Consider the following 15550-nt stretch of genomic DNA (forward strand, 5'->3'; position numbering starts at 1 on the left):
CCGAGCCCGGTCATGGTGAAGGGCATCCCCCACCCGTTGGCGTGGAACATCGGCAGGGTGTGCAGGTAGACGTCGCGGTCGCTGACGCCGGTGTGCAGCCCGAACGTCACCGCGTTGACCCAGATGTTGCGGTGGGTGATCTGGACGCCCTTGGGCCGGGCCGTCGTGCCGGAGGTGTAGTTGATGCACGCCGTGGCGTTCTCGTCCGGCTCCCAGGTCCTGGGCTCGGTGCCCTCGGGAGCGAACAGGTTGTCGTCGTCGCCGAGGACGAAACGGAACTCCGCCTTGATGTCGGCCAGCGCATCGTCGAGCTCGGGATCGACGAGCAGGACCCGCGCTCCGGAGTGCTCGACGATGTAGGACACCTCGTCGGGACGGAGCCGGAAGTTGACCGGCACGAGCACCCGCCCGGAGCCGGCCACGCCGAAGAACGACGTGAGCAGCCGGGCGCTGTTGTGGCTGACCACCGCGACCCGGTCGCCCACGGCGATGCCCAGCTCGTCGAGCTTGGCGGCCTGCCGCCGCGCGAGCGCGCCGATCTCGGCGTACGTGAGCTCACCCAGGCTCGGGGCCGGCTGGTCGGGCTCGTCGACGACCCCGGTGCGCTCGCCGTAGACGCCGACGGCGCGGTCGATGAAGTCGGAGATGCTGAACGGAACGATCATGCGTGCCTCCTCGTGACTCGCCCGCCACTGTAGTGACGCGACGAGGCCGGATGAGAGTCCTCTCATCAAACTCTCACCGCTTTCCCACCTGCAGGAGGATCATGGTGGTCATGGGCATCGCGTTGAAGGTCGTGATCGGCCTCGTCCTGATCCTCCCGATGACGGGGTACGTCGTCGGGTCGCTCGTCGCGGCCGCCGACGAGCCCCAGGAGCACACGCCGATCATCGTCGAGGAGCAGACCAGGTCGCCTGGCAAGGCCAGCACCTCACCGTCGGCGAAACCCACCGAGAAGCCGAGCGAGCACAAGGGCGACCGTGGGGACGACCGGGGCGACGATGACCCGGACGACGACGATTCGCCCGAGGTCGTCACGCCCTCGCCGGACGACCTCTTCGACGACCACGGCGGCGACGACAACAGCGGCAAGGGCAGCGGCAGCGACGACGGCGACAACAGCGGCAAGGGGAGCGACGACGACTGAGCCCACGGCCCCCCAGGACGCCCGACCCCGCCGGTCGGGCGTCTCTGTGCGTACCCGGATCACGGTCGTCGTGGCCCTGCTCGTGGCCCTCGCGCTCACCGGGGCCGGTCTGATCATCTACACCCTCGGTGCTGCCGAGATCGAGAACGACGCCCAGGCGCGGGCCGAGCAGGAGATCGCGGAGTTCCGCACGCTCGGCGAAGGTGGCGTCGACCCCGACAGCGGTCGCCGTTTCGCCTCGATCGACCGGCTGCTCGAGGTGTTCCTCCTGCAGAACGTCGCCGGCGACGACGAGCTCCTCGTGACGTGGGTCGACGGTGAGGCGCGCCTGGCGTCCCCGTCCCCGAACGGCGAGGCCCTCGCGCAGGATCCGGAGTTCAAGGCCCTGGTCAACCGGAACCTCGAGGGCGGCGGCACCGTCCGCACCGACTCCAGGTTCGGCGACCTCATGGTCACCATCCAGCCCGTGCAGGGCGGGAACTCCTCCGGTGCCCTGGTCATCGTCACGTTCCTCGACGAGGCCCAGCGTGGCCTGAACGAGCTGATCCGCACCTACGCGATCACGGCGCTGCTCTCCCTGATCGTCATCACCGGTCTCGCCGCCTGGCAGGCGGGCCGCCTGCTCGCTCCGGTCGGACGGCTCTCGGACACGGCGGAGGAGATCAGCGCCACCGACCTCTCACGCCGCCTGCCCGAGACGGGGAACGACGACATCACCGCCCTGACTCGTACCGTGAACGGCATGCTGGTGCGGCTCGAGGACGCCTTCGTCGGGCAGCGACAGTTCCTCGACGACGCGGGCCACGAGCTGCGAACTCCGCTGACCGTCCTGCGCGGGCACCTCGAGCTGCTCGACGAGGGGGATCCGCAGGACGTGGCGGAGACCCGGGCGCTGCTGCTCGACGAGCTCGACCGGATGGCGCGGCTGGTGGGTGACCTGATCCTGCTCGCCAAGACCGGACGGCCCGACTTCCTGGCGATCCGGCCGGTGGACCTCGAGCCGCTCACCCGCACGGTGCTGGCCAAGGCGCGGGGTCTCGGCGACCGCGCCTGGCGCCTGGACGCTGCCGGCGACGCCGTCGTCCGGATGGACGAGCAGCGGATCACCCAGGCCGTGCTCCAGCTGGCCGACAACGCCGTGAAGCACACCGAGGCCGGTGACGAGATCGCGATCGGCTCGAGCGTCGACGCCGACGGCGCGAGGATCTGGGTCCGCGACACCGGGCCCGGGGTGCCCGCAGGGGATCACGAGCGCATCTTCGACCGTTTCGCGCGCAGCGAGGTGGCCGAGGACGACGAGGGGTTCGGGCTCGGGCTCTCGATCGTCAGCGCGATCGCCGAGGCGCACGCGGGGACCGTCACGGTCGAGGACGCCGTACCCACCGGGGCATGTTTCGTGATCCGCCTGCCCCTGCAGCCGGACCAGCCGACCGGGACGACGACCGGGGCGACGACCACGGGGGACCCATGGCGAGCATCCTGATCATCGAGGACGAGGCCCGCATCGCGTCGTTCGTCGCCAAGGGGCTCAAGGCCGAGGGGCACCGGACCACCGTCGCTGCCGACGGCGCGGAGGGGCTCGATCACGCGCTGAGCGGCGCCTTCGACCTGGTGGTGCTCGACATCGGTCTCCCGAGGCTCGACGGCTTCGAGCTGCTCGACGCACTACGCGCCCAGGGCTCACGCATCCCGGTGATCGTGCTGACCGCGCGAGACTCGGTCAGCGACACCGTGTCCGCCCTGGAGGGTGGCGCCGACGACTACATGCCCAAGCCGTTCCGGTTCGCCGAGCTGCTGGCCCGGGTGCGGCTGCGGCTGCGGCAGGCCGGCGAGCAGCCGGGCTCGCGCGAGGACGTCGTCGAGACCGGCGGAGTCCGGCTCGACCTCCGGACGCACCGGGCGACCGTCGAAGGGAGGGAGGTCGAGCTCTCGGCCCGGGAGTTCGCTCTCGCCGAGATGTTCCTGCGCAATGCAGGGCAGGTGCTCTCCCGTGAGCAGCTCCTCGATCAGGTCTGGGGCTTCGACTTCGACCCCGGCTCCAACGTGGTCGACGTCTACGTCGGCTACCTCCGCCGCAAGTTCGGCGCGGGAAGGATCGAGACCGTGCGTGGGATGGGCTACCGCTTCACGTCGTGACCGCGAACGGGTCCTACCAGGGCTGCGGCCAGATGCACCGGACCTTCAAGTACGGCGTCGCCAGGTCCAGGTTTGCCGCCCGCCGCCAGGAGCGCTCCGGCCACGAGCGGCCCCGTCAGAGGCACTCGCCGTGCCGCCGGCGATAGCGTCGCCACGTGGCCCGGCTCATCCATCTCAACGGCCCGCCAGGGATCGGCAAGTCCACCCTGGCCAGGCGGTACGTCGACGAGCACGCCGGAGTCCTCAACTGCGACATCGACGTGCTCCGGACCCTGATCGGCGGCTGGTCGGACGACTTCGCGGCTGCCGGCGCGCTGGTTCGGCCGGCCGCCCTGGCCATGATCGGGGCCTATCTGGGGCAGGGCCATGACGTCGTGCTCCCCCAGATGCTGCACAGTCCGGCGGAGCTGTCGCGGTTCGAGGACTGCGCCGTCGATGCCGGCGCCCGGTTCGTCGAGCGGTTCCTGATGGACGACCTCGAGAGCTCGGTGGCGCGATTCAACAGCCGGGGAGCGGCGGATCCGGAGGACCCCTGGCACGACCAGGTGCGCGCGATCGTGGCCGCCGACGGCGGTGGCACGGCCCTGGCCCGCCACCACTCCGCGTTGCAGGACCTGCTCGACCGCAGGCCCGGCGCGGTGGTCGTCCAGAGCGTCGATGGCGACATCGAGGCCACCTACCGGCGGCTGGTCACCTCACTCGCCTGACACCCCGCCGTAACAGCGCCGATGGCCGGAAAGAGGTTGACCGTCGGCTCCGCGGCACGGCGCAATGGGCAGGTGACAACGCTCCGCAGCGTCGTGCTCGTCGAGGGAGCCAGCGACCGGGTCGCCCTGCTCACCCTCGCCGAACGGCGCGGGCGAGATCTCGCGTCCGAGGGCATCGAGGTCGTGCCCATGGGCGGCATCACCAACACGCGGGCCTTCGCCTCCCACTACGGACCACTCGGGCTCGGCCTCCCGCTGGCCGGGCTGTACGACGCCGGCGACGAGGCTCGGGTCCGGCACGGGCTGGCGGCCGCGGGGCTCGCCGCGGCGCTGGAACGGCGCGGGCCGTCGGGTCTCGGCTTCCACAGGTGTTCGGCCGACCTGGAGGACGAGCTCATCCGGGCACTCGGCGTCGAGCGCGTCGAAGCCGTGATCGAGACCGCCGGCGAGAGCCGCTCGCTCCGGCTCCTGGCCGGCATGCCCGCCCAGCGGGGCTGGCCCCGGGGGGCCGTGCTGCGGCGGTTCCTCGGGGCCAGGTCCGGCCGGAAGGCGCGCTACGCCGCGCTGCTCGTGGAGGCGCTGGACCCCGACCTGGCGCCCGAACCCCTGTCGGCCGTGCTCGCCCGGGTCTGAGGCGGTGCTGGCTCACCGCCCCCCGACGGGCTATCCGCGGACCTTGAAGGTCAGCTTCCCGACCGGCTGCGCGGCCAGCACCGGCTCGAGCGCGGTCGCGATCTCGTGGGGCAGCGGCCGGTCTGCGGGGTCGGCCTCGAGGGCGCCGTACACGACCTTGGCGACCTCGGCAGGCACGCGGTCGGGCAGCTCGTACGGCGGCTCGACCAACTGGGGGAAACGTGCCTGCGGGTCGCCCGCGTGGCGATCGCCGTCGTCGAAGGGGCGATACCCGGCGACGGCCTCGAAGAGGGTCGCTCCCAGCCCCCACACGTCGCTCTCGACGCCGGGGTGGCCCATCCGCTGCGGCGCGCACTGCTCGGGGCTCATGTACTGGTCGGTGCCGATGTGGCGGGTCAGCTCCGCAGCCTCGCTCGCCGTGCGGGCCACGGAGAGGTCGATCAGCCGCGCCGGAGCACCCATGATGATGTTGCTGGGCTTGATGTCCAGGTGCACGTAGTCGAGGTACCGGAAGTAGTGCAGCGCCGCCGCCACGTCGATCGCGAGTGGCAGGTACTGCTGTTCCTGCAGCGGCCCGTGCCGACGGATCAGGGTCGAGAGCCGGGGGCCGTCGATGTGCTCGAGCACGATGTGGGGCCGTTCCCCCTCGAGCTCGTGCCGCAGGCCGCGCACGACGACCGGGTGGTTGATGCCGGCCAGCGACGCCACCTCGCGGCGCAGCCCCCGGAGGGCGCCCTGGTCGTGGATCCGACCGGGCCGGATGACCTTGACGACCACGGGCGAGAACGTGATCTGGTCGAAGGCCAGGTAGGCCTCGTAGGACGAGCCGCCACCCAGCAGGCGCATCGCGGTCAGCTCGGCGGTGATCTGGTCGCCCTCGGCGAGGTGCCAGCTGTCCTGGGTGCTGCTCATGGTCGACCTCCGGTGCCTGCCGGTCAGCCCGGCCGTGCGTGCTGGTGTGAGGCGAGGGGGCCGGGCTGACCCACTCGATCCGATCGGCCTGCTCGGGGGACGGTCGAAGGCCCGAAGCGGTGGCGGATCAGCCCGGCGAACTCGCGGGTCTGTGCTCAGCCGCGACCGGAGTTGTCGCCGCCCGAGTCGTCGCCACCGGAGTCGTCGCCACCGGAGTCGTCGCCACCGGAGTGGCCAGAGCCCGAGTCGTCGTCCATCGGGTCGTCGTCACCGCTCGGGCCGGAGTTGTCGACACCGTCGTGCCCGGAGCGCGCGCTCGGGCCGGAGTTGTCGTGCTCGGCGTTGCCGGGTCCGGAGTTGTCGACTCCGTCATCCCCGGTGCCCGTGTCGGTCCCGGCCGTGCTGACGCCGCCGGTGCCCGTGTTGGTGTTGGTCCCGGCGGTCGCCGCGTCGTTGTTGGTTCCTGCGGTGAACCTGTTGCCGATGCCGTCGTCGTCGTTGTCGTCGTCGCTCGCGGCCAGCACGACGGCAGGTACGTCGTCGTCACGCTTCACCGCGTCCTTCTCGGCGACGTTGTCTCCCACCATTGGCACCACGAACAACGCCGTGGTGACCATCCCCGCGAGGCTCAAGGTGCCGATCTGCAAAACGTTGGGACTCATGGTCTTCTCCTCACGAAGGTTGCTTCCTGAGGAGAGACGTTGTCAGCGCGGGGTGAGGCCCCCATGAGCGCTGGATGAGAGAGCTCTCATCAACGACCCTGTCCCCTGCGGGAACCATCCTCCGGGACCGGCCGCGCCAGGCTGTCGAGGTCCATGTCGAGGTCGCTGATGGGCAGCCCGTAGTGGCGCCGGAACCCCTCCATCGCCTCCTCCAGCCGCTCGAGGGCCAGCGCGAGTGCGTCACCCTGCTGCTCGGTGAGCTCGCCCGAGTCGCGGGCGACCTGCTTCTCCATCAGCTGCCGCGACAGGTCGACCACGGTCAGCACCAGCCGGAACAGGTCCCGGTCAGTGCGCTCCAGATCGGCCGTGAGTCCGGTCACCAGGTCCGGTCGCTCCTCGTTCAACGCTCACCCTCCTCCGTGACACGACGCGCCCGTCGCGTGTGCCGGGGCGGCCGGCTGCGAAACCGGCCGGGCATTGTCTACCCGACCGATCCAAACACGCGGTTGTCTGGACCAGACTCTCATGCCGGATCCAGCTCGATCCGCACCGTGAGCAGATCGGTCCCGAACGAGCGCACCGCGAGGTCGTTGAGCCTGCGGCCCGGGCGGTGTCGCCCGAGCGTCCGCTGCCGCTCGCGGGGATCGTCGTCGTACAGCGGCACGGCCGTGCCGGGCCGCCACCGCCCGCGCACCAGCACCCGCACCCTGCCGTCGGCCTCGATGTTGCGGACATAGTCGGCGCGCCGGCCGTGCTCGGCCACGATCCAGAAGACGTCGCCGTCGAGGCCGTCACCGACCGGTGTACGCCGCGGCAGACCACTCTTGCGCCCGGTGGTCTCGAGCAGGGCGTAGCCGGGGATCCGCCAGCCCCGGGCCAGCGTGCCCCGGACCACCGGGTTCATCAGCCGGCGCTGCGCGAAGCGCACGACCCGGAACTTGTCCACCCCGCGGCCAGGTCAGCGGCGCCACGCGGCGAGGCGCGACGACGTCGGTTCGGGGTCGGGCGACTCGGTCTGGGCCCACACCCGGCGCCACTGCGCGATCGCGGGGCCGGCCGGGTCGGGCGTCTCTCCCGCTGCCGCCCGCCGGCGCGCCTCCCACCAGGTGGAGCGCTCCTCGTCGAGGAGCGCGGCCACGGCGTCCTTGACCCGTGGCGCGAAGCTGCGCGGCGACTCGCCCTCCCGCGGGCGGAGGGGGTCTCCGAACCGCACCGTGAGCTGTCGCCGTCCCGGGCTCGGCCAGCCCTGACCTCGCGGCATCGCGGCGAACGTGCCGCGGTGGGCGATGGGCACGACCGGCACGTCGTGCTCGCAGGCGAGGTACGCCGCCCCCATCCGGAACCGGCCGACCCACCCGTCCTTCGAGCGGGTGCCCTCGGGGAAGATCACCAGGCTCCAGCCCTCGGCCAGCACCTCACCCGGGGTGGCCGACATCGAGCCGCCCCGGCGGTCGATCGGGAAGGTGTTGAAGAGCAGCACCGAGCCCACGGCCCGCCACCAGGTGTCGAAGAAGTAGTCGGCCGCCGCCGCCACGGCGGTACGCCGCCGCCACTCGTCGGGCAGCGACAGCAGGATCAGCGGGGTGTCGAGATGGGACGCGTGGTTGGCCACGAAGATCACGGGGCCCTCGATGCGGGAGAGGGCGTCGAGACCCTCCACGCGGGTGCGCACCTGGGAGCGGAAGACGGGTTCGAGGCCGGCCTTCTGGGCCACCTCGCGGGCCACCTGCGCGGGACGGCGCCGCGACCAGTCGGTCGGGAACACCGTCGACCTCGCCGGTGGCACCCACGGCTCCGCCGAACGCGGCACCTGCGGCCGCCGACCCCAGCGCCACCCTCGGGCCACCTTGCGGACGTCCTCGATCCCGTCCCTGACGATCGGCACGGTCAGTCACCGCCCCGCACGTCGGCCAGCAGGTGGGGCGGGTTGTGGAGGTAGGTGATCGACGGGTTGCTGCCCACCGTGCCCGACGCCATCTCGAGCGCGTCCGCCAGCGTCGTCGCCGCCCGGAACCCGAGCCGGGAGGCGACCCGCCGGTCCCCACCCACCCAGATCACCTCGTCGACGTGGTCCATCGCGTGCGCCGCCCAGTACCACATGTAGAACGGGTGGACGCCGTGGTAGGCGTGCGAGGTCCGGTAGAGGTGGATGTACCACGGGTCCTCGGCGAACTGCTGCTCGTACTTCTCGCCCACGACCGCCGGGTCGGTCGACTCCGCGAGGACCTCCTCGTAGAAGTCGACGTACGACGGGTGGTGGAGCTGGTTGAACCCCTCGTTGAGCGGGTGGTAGAGGATCACCGCTCCCCCACGGCGCACGACGGGCTGGCCGACGTAGGAGTTGAACAGGTAGCCCAGGCCCACGCACGTCGCGAGGATCGGGTTCATGGTCGAGTTCACGTTGTAGGGCCCGAGGTAGGGGACCCCCATCACCAGCACGTCGGACTGCCCCTGGACCTCGACGAGCTGCTGCCGGTGCACCGCGGCGATCGTCCGGTCGTGCACCGCCTCGGTGTCACCGGCGTTGATGCCGGTCAGGCCGTAGGGCGACCGGATGTCGTGGAACATCTTGTGGCGCAACCGCCCCGGGGCCATCGCGAGACCCCGCCGGGCGGCCAGCATCGACCCCTGGTCCTTGACCGACCACTCCCACTCGCGCTTCATCAGGAAGCCGTAGGGCGAGGGGAACACGTTGTTGTCGAGGGTGGTCTCGATCTGGAAGACCTTGAGGTGGTCCTTGAGGAGCCGGCCCATCCGCCACGCCGAGTGGTGCAGATGGGAGGCCTTGTGGTCCATGAACGAGTGGGACCTGACCATGGTCCGCGCGTTGTGGTGGTGGCGCAGCGACTTGTAGGACGCCAGGCCGATCGGCACCGACTTGTGCCCACCGTCCATCGCCACGAGGTTGACGTTGACGTAGACCAGGAGGTCGGACTCGGCCGCCCGACGGTTGATCTCGACGTCCTCGCCGCGGTCTGTCAGCCCGACGTGGAGCAGGTTGTCGTGGTCCTCGGCATCGTGGTTGGTGAGCAGCCCCTGCGGGTGGAACGACCGGAACACCCGCTCACCGACGATGTGCTTGAGCTCGGCGTCGGTCATCCGGCGGTGCAGCGCGTTGGCGGCGATCAGCTCGACGTCGTCGACGCCCGCCTCGGCCGCCATCGTCAGCACCTGCTCGATGATCCGCTGGCGGATGTCGGGCCTGCGCATGCTCGGCAGCGGCAGCGACAGGTCGTCGAACGCGATGGTCAGCCGCATGCCCGGCCGCAGCAGGGCCGGCAGCGGATCGGAGTCGACCGGGTGGAGCAACGCGTCGAGGATCGCCTCCTCGACGTCGGGCACCGTCGGCACCGACTCCGGCGGGTAGATCACCCGGGTCCCGAGCGGGAACTCCTCGAGCCGGAAGCCCTGTCCCTCGTGGACCACGAGGGGTGGGGTGCGGTCGTCGACCTCGAGGACGAAACCAGGGCGACTCATTTACTGCTCCTTGCGTCGTCGGTGGTTGAGCAGCGAGCGTCAGCGAGCGTCGTCGAAACCCCGGAACTCTGGGCAGGGCCTGATCGGGGACTCATCTTGAACTCCTTGGGTCGAAGGCCACCTTCACGGTGCCGAGCCGGCCGGCGGAGTGCGCGTGGTCCAGCGCCTCCCGCCAGCGGTGCAGCGGATAGCTGGCGACGGTCTTGGCCAGCTGAGCGACGGGATCCGCGGCGACCAGCCCGGTCGCCAGGTCGAAGGCGCCTCGTCCCTCGCCGCGAGGCTCGCGCTGGGCCGAGGCGTAGGAGCCGACGACCTCGAGCTCGCGGAACCAGGCCGCGGAGAGGTCGGCACCGGCCGGCATCCCGGAGAGCACGACGCGTCCGCCGGCGCGGGTGGCGTGCAGTGCGGTCTCCAGCGACTGCTTGCTCCCGACCGCGTCGACGGCGACGTCGACCCCGCCCAGCAGGTAGGGCGAGCCGTACTCCGGCTTCACCTGGAAGGCGCCGGTCGACCGGCGTACCCGCCTCAGCACCTCCCCCGGCGTGACCACCTCCGTGGCTCCCAGGTCGAGCGCGAGCTCGCGCTGGTGGGTGTGCTTGGCGACCACGGTGATCTCGCCCGCCGGGGTGAGCTGGCGCAGGGCGAGGGTGGTGAACAGGCCGACCGACCCTGCCCCGCTGACCAGGACCCGGTCGTTGTCCCCGACGCGCGCGGAGAGCGCCGTGTGCACGGCACAGGCCACCGGCTCGATCAGGATCGCCTGCTCGTCGGAGTAGCCCTCCGGTACGACGTGCAGCTGGCTGCGATGGGCGGCGAGCTGCTGGCCCCAGCCCCCGCCGGTGTCCTTGCAGAAGCCCGTCTGGAGGCCGGGGGCGAGGTGGCCCACGGTGATCCGGCTGCACCGGTTGGTGGCCCCGGCCGCACAGGCCCCGCAGGAGTCGACACCACGGGCGGCGCAGGTGAGCACCGGGTCGACGGTGACGCGGGTGCCCGCGGGCAGGTCCTCGCAGTCGTCGAGGAGCTCGGCGACCACCTCGTGGCCCGGGACGAACGGCATCGAGACGACCGCGGAGAAGTACAGGCTGGTGCGTCCCGACAGTGCCCCCAGGTCGGAGCCGCAGATGCCCGAGAGCCGGGTCCTCAACCGCGCCCAGCCGGGGCGGTCGACCCGGGGTTCGTCGATGGTCACCAGCCGCAGCGGCGCCGCGAAGCCCGAGAGCACCCCGGGCATCCGCCCGCCGACCACGCGTCCGGCGGCGTGCCTCGGCAGGGAGCGGAACATCTCCAGTGCGAGCATCATCGTCCGCTTCCGGCCGGGTTGAGGGTGCGGGCGGTCGCGGCCGAGCTGCTCCAGTCGACGATCGGCCAGCGGTGGCGCCGCGCGTGGCGGAACAGGGGCACGTCCGGCCTCACCGACACCGGCTTCCCGACCGCCTCCAGCAGGGGCAGGTCGGAGTGCGAGTCGGCGTACCCGTAGGACCTCGCCAGGTCGATGCCGTGGTCGGAGGCCCACTGCCGCATCCACGCGGCTCGGGACTCCCCCACCAGCGGCGACGCCTGCAGGTGGCCGGTGCACACGCCGCGGTCGTCGACGGCCAGGTCGGCCGCCTCGATGTGGTCGAACAGCGGCAGCAGCGGCCTCGTGAGCGGACGGATCGCACCCGTGATCAGGACCGTCCGGTGCCCCGCGGCGCGGTGCTCCCGGATCCGGCGTACGGCGGCCGGCGCGAGGCGCGCGAGCACGTGGTCGGAGAGCTCGGAGTCGGCGACCGCGTCGAGGTCGGCGAGCCGGGCGCCGGCGTACTCGCGGTAGACCGAGCGCAGGAACGCACTGCGCTCCTTGCGCTCGGCACGCACCAGGCCCGGCACCCGGGCGGCGATGCGTCCGAGCTCGGCGAACCGCTCGCCTCCGGACAGCTCGCGCAGCCGCATCCACAGGTAGGTCTCGATGACGTTGGACGAGAGCAGGGTCCCGTCCATGTCGAAGAAGGCGGCGACCCCGTCGTTCGCGGGCTCGACCTCCTTGAGGACCCCGGCCGGTGGGCGGGTCCGGCCCCGCCGCAGCTCGTCCATCTGGCGGATCGGCTCGGTCACCGCGGGGCAGTGCACCTCCTGCAGGTAGTGGACCCAGTCGATGACGGAGGTGTCGAAGGCGAACCGCTCCCGGTCCTGCGGGTCGAGCGACCGGAACAGCGCGAGCGTGTTGGCGTCGGAGAAGCGCAGCTCGGCCTGGGCGTACTCCTGGTAGAGGCCGAGGTAGCGCCGCAGGAACTCCAGTCGGCGCCCCTGCTGGTCGAGCTTGCGTGCCAGGTCGCGGGTCCGGTCGCTCCGGGGAGCGTGGCCGATGACCCAGTCGGCCACCTTGTGGGCGCGCTCGCTCGTGGTGAGCAGCCGCTCGACCGCCTGTGCCCCGGGGAACCGCCAGTCCGGCAGCCGGGCCGCGCCCCGCTCGCCGGCGACGAAGGGGTGCTCGTCGAAGTAGCCGCGGACGCTGTCGTAGAGCACCCGGAAGGTGAGCGGGTTGCGGTCCCCGGAGGAGACGTGGAAGTACGCCGGCTCACCGGCCGGCGGCGGGCTGGCGAGGACCGCCACGATCGCCGACACGACCTGGTCGACGGGCACGATGTCGACGATCGTGTCGGCCGCGGCGGGGAACTCGGGCAGCTCGCCCCGGCCGTAGGCCAGGATCAGCGGCTCGGCCATCTTGAAGCCCTCGATCCATCCCACGTGAGGGCGCGCGAGGGCGGACTCGATGATGCTCGGGCGCACGATGGACACCGGGTTGTCGCGGGCGTGCTGCTCGACCACCCGCTCACCCAGCGCCTTGGTGAACGTGTAGCAGTCGGTCCAGCCGAGACTGCGCGCCCGCTCGGTGCCGATCCGCACCAGCTCGTCCTTGACCCACTCCCGACGCGCCGCCTCCGTGGCTCCCGCCGCGGTCAGCAGCCCGGCCCGGCCGTGCTGCTTCTCGGCGCGCTTGCGCTCGGACACGAGGACGTCGGCGCTCCGGGACCTGTGCTCGACCGCCTCGCGCTGGGCCAGCCCCCAGCGCAGCTCGGCCTCGAGGTCGGCGTCGTGCGGCACCGGACCCTCCGGGATGCTGCCCCGGCGCCGGCCGGCGACGTACGCGGTGGAGATGTGGACGTAGTGGACGTGCGGGCCGAGCTCGCGGACCCGGGCCAGCAGCTCCCGCGTGCCGACCACGTTGGTGCGGAACCCTTCGTCGACCGGCGGGTCGAAGCTGACGTCACCGGCGCAGTGCACGACGGCGTCGAGGTCGTGCGGCAGGGCTGGAGGTGCGGAGAGGTCCCCTTCGAGCACCCGCACCCGGGTGTCCATGAGGACGTCGAGCCCGCCGCCGCTCTCGAGGAGGTCGGTGAACACCGGCTTGCCCAGGAGGGTCCGGACCCGCTGCTCGGCCGACGTCGACCCCTTCGCCCGCACCAGCAGCGTCACGTGGGCGCCCGGCACCTCGCCGAGCAGCAGGTGCAGCAGCGCCTCGCCGACGAATCCGGTGGCGCCGGTGAGCAGGATCCGCTGCCCCTCGAGCCGCTGGGCGATGCTCACGCCGTCCGCCATGTGGTGTCCCTCCCGGTCGGTGCCCCACGATGGCGATTCTGCATGGGCGTTGGCAAGGGGCACGCGGGGGGCATCCGTGGTGGCCACCCGGGCCGGAGGCTGGATCGGGGCGCCCGGTCGGCCTCGAGGGCCTGTCGCGGGCGGAGTGCCGTGGGCGCAACAGGGATCGAACCTGTGACATCTTCCTTGTAAGGGAAGCGCTCTACCGCTGAGCTATGCGCCCGCGCCTGGCCCCGGTGGGAGCTGGCGGGAAAGCGGGCCACAGACTACGCGAGCGGCTGCCGGCCGCAGCGGGAGGCGCCGCGGGGCGGATGGTGGTCGGCACCGGCCACGGGACGGGCCCCAAAATAAGAAAAGTCGAGCCGCTGGCGTCTCGGGTCACCAGCGGCTCGACATGAGAACCATAGACAGTTCAGTGGCCCGCGCGGAACCTTCTTGAGAAAACCTTAGGAAAAACGTCTAGGCCAGGGCCTCGAGCTGGGCCAGGTGCTCCCCCAGGTCCCGCTGTCGGGAACCCTCGTTGTGCACCGCCCACCGCACGAGCCCCTCCTTGTCGATGACGTACGACGACCGCGTCGGACACCCCCTGGCCTCGTCGAAGACGGCGTACTGGCGAGTCACCTCACCGTGGGGCCAGAAGTCCGAGAGCAGGGGGAAGTTGAGCCCGTCGGAGTCCGCGAACGCCCGGAGCGCGTACACCGGGTCGCAGGAGATGGCCAGGACCTCGGTGTCGAAGGTGAGGAACTCCTCCAGCCGGTCGCGGATGCCGGACATCTCGCCCGTGCAGACCCCGGAGAACGCGTAGGGGTAGAACACCAGCGCCACGGCCTTGGACCCGCGGAACGCCGACAGCGTCACGTCCTGCCCGAACTGGTCGCGCAGGGTGAAGTCAGGGGCGGGACTGCCGAGGGCCAGACCGGGCGCGGTGGTCATGACTCCTTTTCGGCGAGCTCGCGCTTGAGGACCTTGCCGGTCGAGTTGCGCGGGAGCTCGTCGAGGAACACGATCTCGCGCGGCACCTTGTAGCGAGCGAGGTTCTGCTTGACCCAGTCCTTCAGCTCGTCCTCGGAGCCCTTGGCGCCGTTGCCCACGACCACGAACGCCTTGAGTCGCTTGCCGAAGTCGTCGTCGTCGACGCCGATGGCGGCGACGTCGACGACGGAGTCGTGCCGGGCGAGGCAGTCCTCGACCTCCTTGGGGAAGACGTTCTCGCCGCCGGAGACGATCATCTCGTCGTCGCGGCCCTCGACGTAGAGCCGACCGTCCTCCCCGAACCTGCCGACGTCGCCGGAGGACATCAGCCCGTCGACGACCTCCTTGTGGCCACCTCCGGTGTAGCCCTCGAAGAGCAGGCTGTTGCCGACGAAGATGCGGCCCGACTCACCGTCGGGCACCGGCTTGCCGTCGTCGTCGAGGACCTTCACCACCGTGCCGTACGGCGGCTTGCCGGCCGACGAGGGCGCCTCTCGGAGGTCGACCGGATCGGCGATCGACGCGTAGGCGACCTCGGTCGAGCCGTAGATGTTGTAGAGGTTGTCGCCGAAGGAGTCCATCCAGTCGGTGGCCAGGTCACCCGACAGGGCCGATCCCGAGGCCGCCACGCACTTGACCGTCGCGAGGTCGTGCTTGTCGAGGACCTCCTGCGGCAGCTGCATGATCCGCTGCAGCATCACCGGGATCACGACCAGGGAGTCGCACTTCTCGTCCTCGATCGCCTGCAGGCAGCCTTCCGGGTCGAACTTGCGGCGCAGGACCACGGTCGAGCCGAGCAGCATCCCCATCGCGAGGTGGGCGAACCCCCACGTGTGGAACAGCGGCGCGGCGATGTGGGTGCGCCAGCCGTAGCGCAGCGGCAGCCGCGACAGCATCGACACGGCCGCCTCGATACCGGCCTCGTTGCGCGGGGCACCCTTGGGCGTACCCGTCGTGCCGGAGGTGAGGATCACGATCCGCGTGTGGTGGTCCGGGGGGCTGAGGTCGTCGGTGGGGTGGGACCCGATCAGCGACTCGACCGTCTCGTCGTGGTCGTCGGAGTCCGCCCAGGCCACGAGCCGGCTCTCGACGGACGCCTCGGCCAGCAGGTCGGTGAACTCCTCGTCGTGGATGACCACGGTGGGGTCCTCGCGCTCGAGCACGTCGACCAGCTGGGGGCCCGCGAAGGCGGTGTTGAGGTAGAGCAGGTCTGCTCCGAGCTTGGACGCCGCGATCGTGGCGTCGACGAAGCCACGGTGGTTGCGGCACATCAGGGCCACCGAGTCACCCTCGCCGACCCCACGCTCGGCCAGGGCGTGGGCGAG

At 71.4% G+C, this 15550-nt stretch carries 16 protein-coding genes and 1 tRNA gene; 5 read left to right on the top strand and 12 right to left on the bottom strand.

Going from position 1 to position 15550, the window contains the following annotated elements; translation table 11 throughout:
* Window positions 1-665: AMP-binding protein (locus VFN12_RS11840; protein ID WP_325118893.1), on the bottom strand; the 665-nt coding region annotated here is incomplete at its 3' end.
* A 110-nt stretch (window positions 666-775) separates the two neighbouring features.
* Here VFN12_RS11840 and VFN12_RS11845 point away from each other — a divergent pair.
* The 5 genes from VFN12_RS11845 (at window position 776) to VFN12_RS11865 (ending at window position 4623) form a co-directional block, all read left to right on the top strand.
* Window positions 776-1147, top strand: a complete 372-nt coding sequence (locus tag VFN12_RS11845; protein WP_325118894.1) for a hypothetical protein — start codon at window positions 776-778, stop codon at window positions 1145-1147.
* A 46-nt stretch (window positions 1148-1193) separates the two neighbouring features.
* Window positions 1194-2630: a HAMP domain-containing sensor histidine kinase gene (locus VFN12_RS11850; protein WP_325118895.1), complete on the top strand. Its 1437-nt coding sequence runs from the start codon at window positions 1194-1196 to the stop codon at window positions 2628-2630.
* Window positions 2615-3283, top strand: a complete 669-nt coding sequence (locus tag VFN12_RS11855; RefSeq protein WP_325118896.1) for a response regulator transcription factor — start codon at window positions 2615-2617, stop codon at window positions 3281-3283. Before VFN12_RS11850 ends, VFN12_RS11855 begins: the two co-directional genes overlap by 16 nt.
* A gap of 155 nt (window positions 3284-3438) precedes the next feature.
* Entirely contained in the window at window positions 3439-3990 is a 552-nt protein-coding gene (locus VFN12_RS11860) for an AAA family ATPase (protein ID WP_325118897.1), read from the top strand.
* A gap of 72 nt (window positions 3991-4062) precedes the next feature.
* Entirely contained in the window at window positions 4063-4623 is a 561-nt protein-coding gene (locus VFN12_RS11865) for a TOPRIM nucleotidyl transferase/hydrolase domain-containing protein (protein ID WP_325118898.1), read from the top strand.
* Window positions 4624-4653: 30 nt separating this feature from the next.
* Here the strand turns inward: VFN12_RS11865 and VFN12_RS11870 are convergent, their stop codons facing one another.
* From VFN12_RS11870 to VFN12_RS11920, 11 genes are all read right to left on the bottom strand, one after another.
* Window positions 4654-5535 (bottom strand): serine/threonine-protein kinase, encoded by an 882-nt coding sequence (locus VFN12_RS11870; protein WP_325118899.1) that lies wholly within the window; start codon window positions 5533-5535, stop codon window positions 4654-4656.
* Window positions 5536-5690: 155 nt separating this feature from the next.
* On the bottom strand, window positions 5691-6197 hold the full coding sequence (locus VFN12_RS11875; protein ID WP_325118900.1) for a hypothetical protein: 507 nt from the start codon (window positions 6195-6197) through the stop codon (window positions 5691-5693).
* Between the two features lie 89 nt (window positions 6198-6286).
* Window positions 6287-6601, bottom strand: a complete 315-nt coding sequence (locus tag VFN12_RS11880) for a gas vesicle protein K (protein ID WP_325118901.1) — start codon at window positions 6599-6601, stop codon at window positions 6287-6289.
* 119 nt (window positions 6602-6720) lie between these two features.
* Window positions 6721-7143: a nitroreductase/quinone reductase family protein gene (locus VFN12_RS11885; protein WP_325118902.1), complete on the bottom strand. Its 423-nt coding sequence runs from the start codon at window positions 7141-7143 to the stop codon at window positions 6721-6723.
* 12 nt (window positions 7144-7155) lie between these two features.
* Entirely contained in the window at window positions 7156-8082 is a 927-nt protein-coding gene (locus VFN12_RS11890) for a lysophospholipid acyltransferase family protein (protein ID WP_325118903.1), read from the bottom strand.
* A 2-nt stretch (window positions 8083-8084) separates the two neighbouring features.
* The gene (locus VFN12_RS11895; RefSeq protein WP_325118904.1) at window positions 8085-9674 is read right to left on the bottom strand and encodes a lactate racemase domain-containing protein; all 1590 of its coding nucleotides are present in this window, start codon (window positions 9672-9674) and stop codon (window positions 8085-8087) included.
* Window positions 9675-9765: 91 nt separating this feature from the next.
* Window positions 9766-10974 (bottom strand): zinc-dependent alcohol dehydrogenase, encoded by a 1209-nt coding sequence (locus VFN12_RS11900; protein WP_325118905.1) that lies wholly within the window; start codon window positions 10972-10974, stop codon window positions 9766-9768.
* Window positions 10971-13253: an HAD-IB family hydrolase gene (locus tag VFN12_RS11905; protein WP_325118906.1), complete on the bottom strand. Its 2283-nt coding sequence runs from the start codon at window positions 13251-13253 to the stop codon at window positions 10971-10973. Before VFN12_RS11905 ends, VFN12_RS11900 begins: the two co-directional genes overlap by 4 nt.
* A 151-nt stretch (window positions 13254-13404) precedes the next feature.
* A tRNA-Val gene (locus VFN12_RS11910) sits at window positions 13405-13476 on the bottom strand.
* Window positions 13477-13712: 236 nt separating this feature from the next.
* A complete protein-coding gene (locus tag VFN12_RS11915; protein ID WP_325118907.1) occupies window positions 13713-14186 on the bottom strand; it encodes a peroxiredoxin in 474 nt (157 codons plus the stop codon).
* Window positions 14183-15550 (bottom strand): AMP-binding protein (locus VFN12_RS11920; RefSeq protein ID WP_325118909.1); only part of this gene is annotated, 1368 nt, incomplete at its 5' end. The genes VFN12_RS11915 and VFN12_RS11920, both read right to left, overlap by 4 nt.

It is taken from the genome of Nocardioides sp. (assembly GCF_035703625.1).
Classification (GTDB): Bacteria; Actinomycetota; Actinomycetes; order Propionibacteriales; family Nocardioidaceae; genus Nocardioides.

Excerpts from the sequence above, each read along its gene's own strand:
- VFN12_RS11895 (WP_325118904.1), bottom strand. The coding sequence starts at position 9,674 with ATGAGTCGCCCTGGTTTCGTCCTCGAGGTCGACGACCGCACCCCACCC.
- VFN12_RS11905 (WP_325118906.1), bottom strand. The coding sequence starts at position 13,253 with ATGGCGGACGGCGTGAGCATCGCCCAGCGGCTCGAGGGGCAGCGGATC.
- VFN12_RS11900 (WP_325118905.1), bottom strand. The coding sequence starts at position 10,974 with ATGATGCTCGCACTGGAGATGTTCCGCTCCCTGCCGAGGCACGCCGCC.
- VFN12_RS11870 (WP_325118899.1), bottom strand. The coding sequence starts at position 5,535 with ATGAGCAGCACCCAGGACAGCTGGCACCTCGCCGAGGGCGACCAGATC.
- VFN12_RS11875 (WP_325118900.1), bottom strand. The coding sequence starts at position 6,197 with ATGAGTCCCAACGTTTTGCAGATCGGCACCTTGAGCCTCGCGGGGATG.
- VFN12_RS11845 (WP_325118894.1), top strand. The coding sequence starts at position 776 with ATGGGCATCGCGTTGAAGGTCGTGATCGGCCTCGTCCTGATCCTCCCG.
- VFN12_RS11855 (WP_325118896.1), top strand. The coding sequence starts at position 2,615 with ATGGCGAGCATCCTGATCATCGAGGACGAGGCCCGCATCGCGTCGTTC.
- VFN12_RS11915 (WP_325118907.1), bottom strand. The coding sequence starts at position 14,186 with ATGACCACCGCGCCCGGTCTGGCCCTCGGCAGTCCCGCCCCTGACTTC.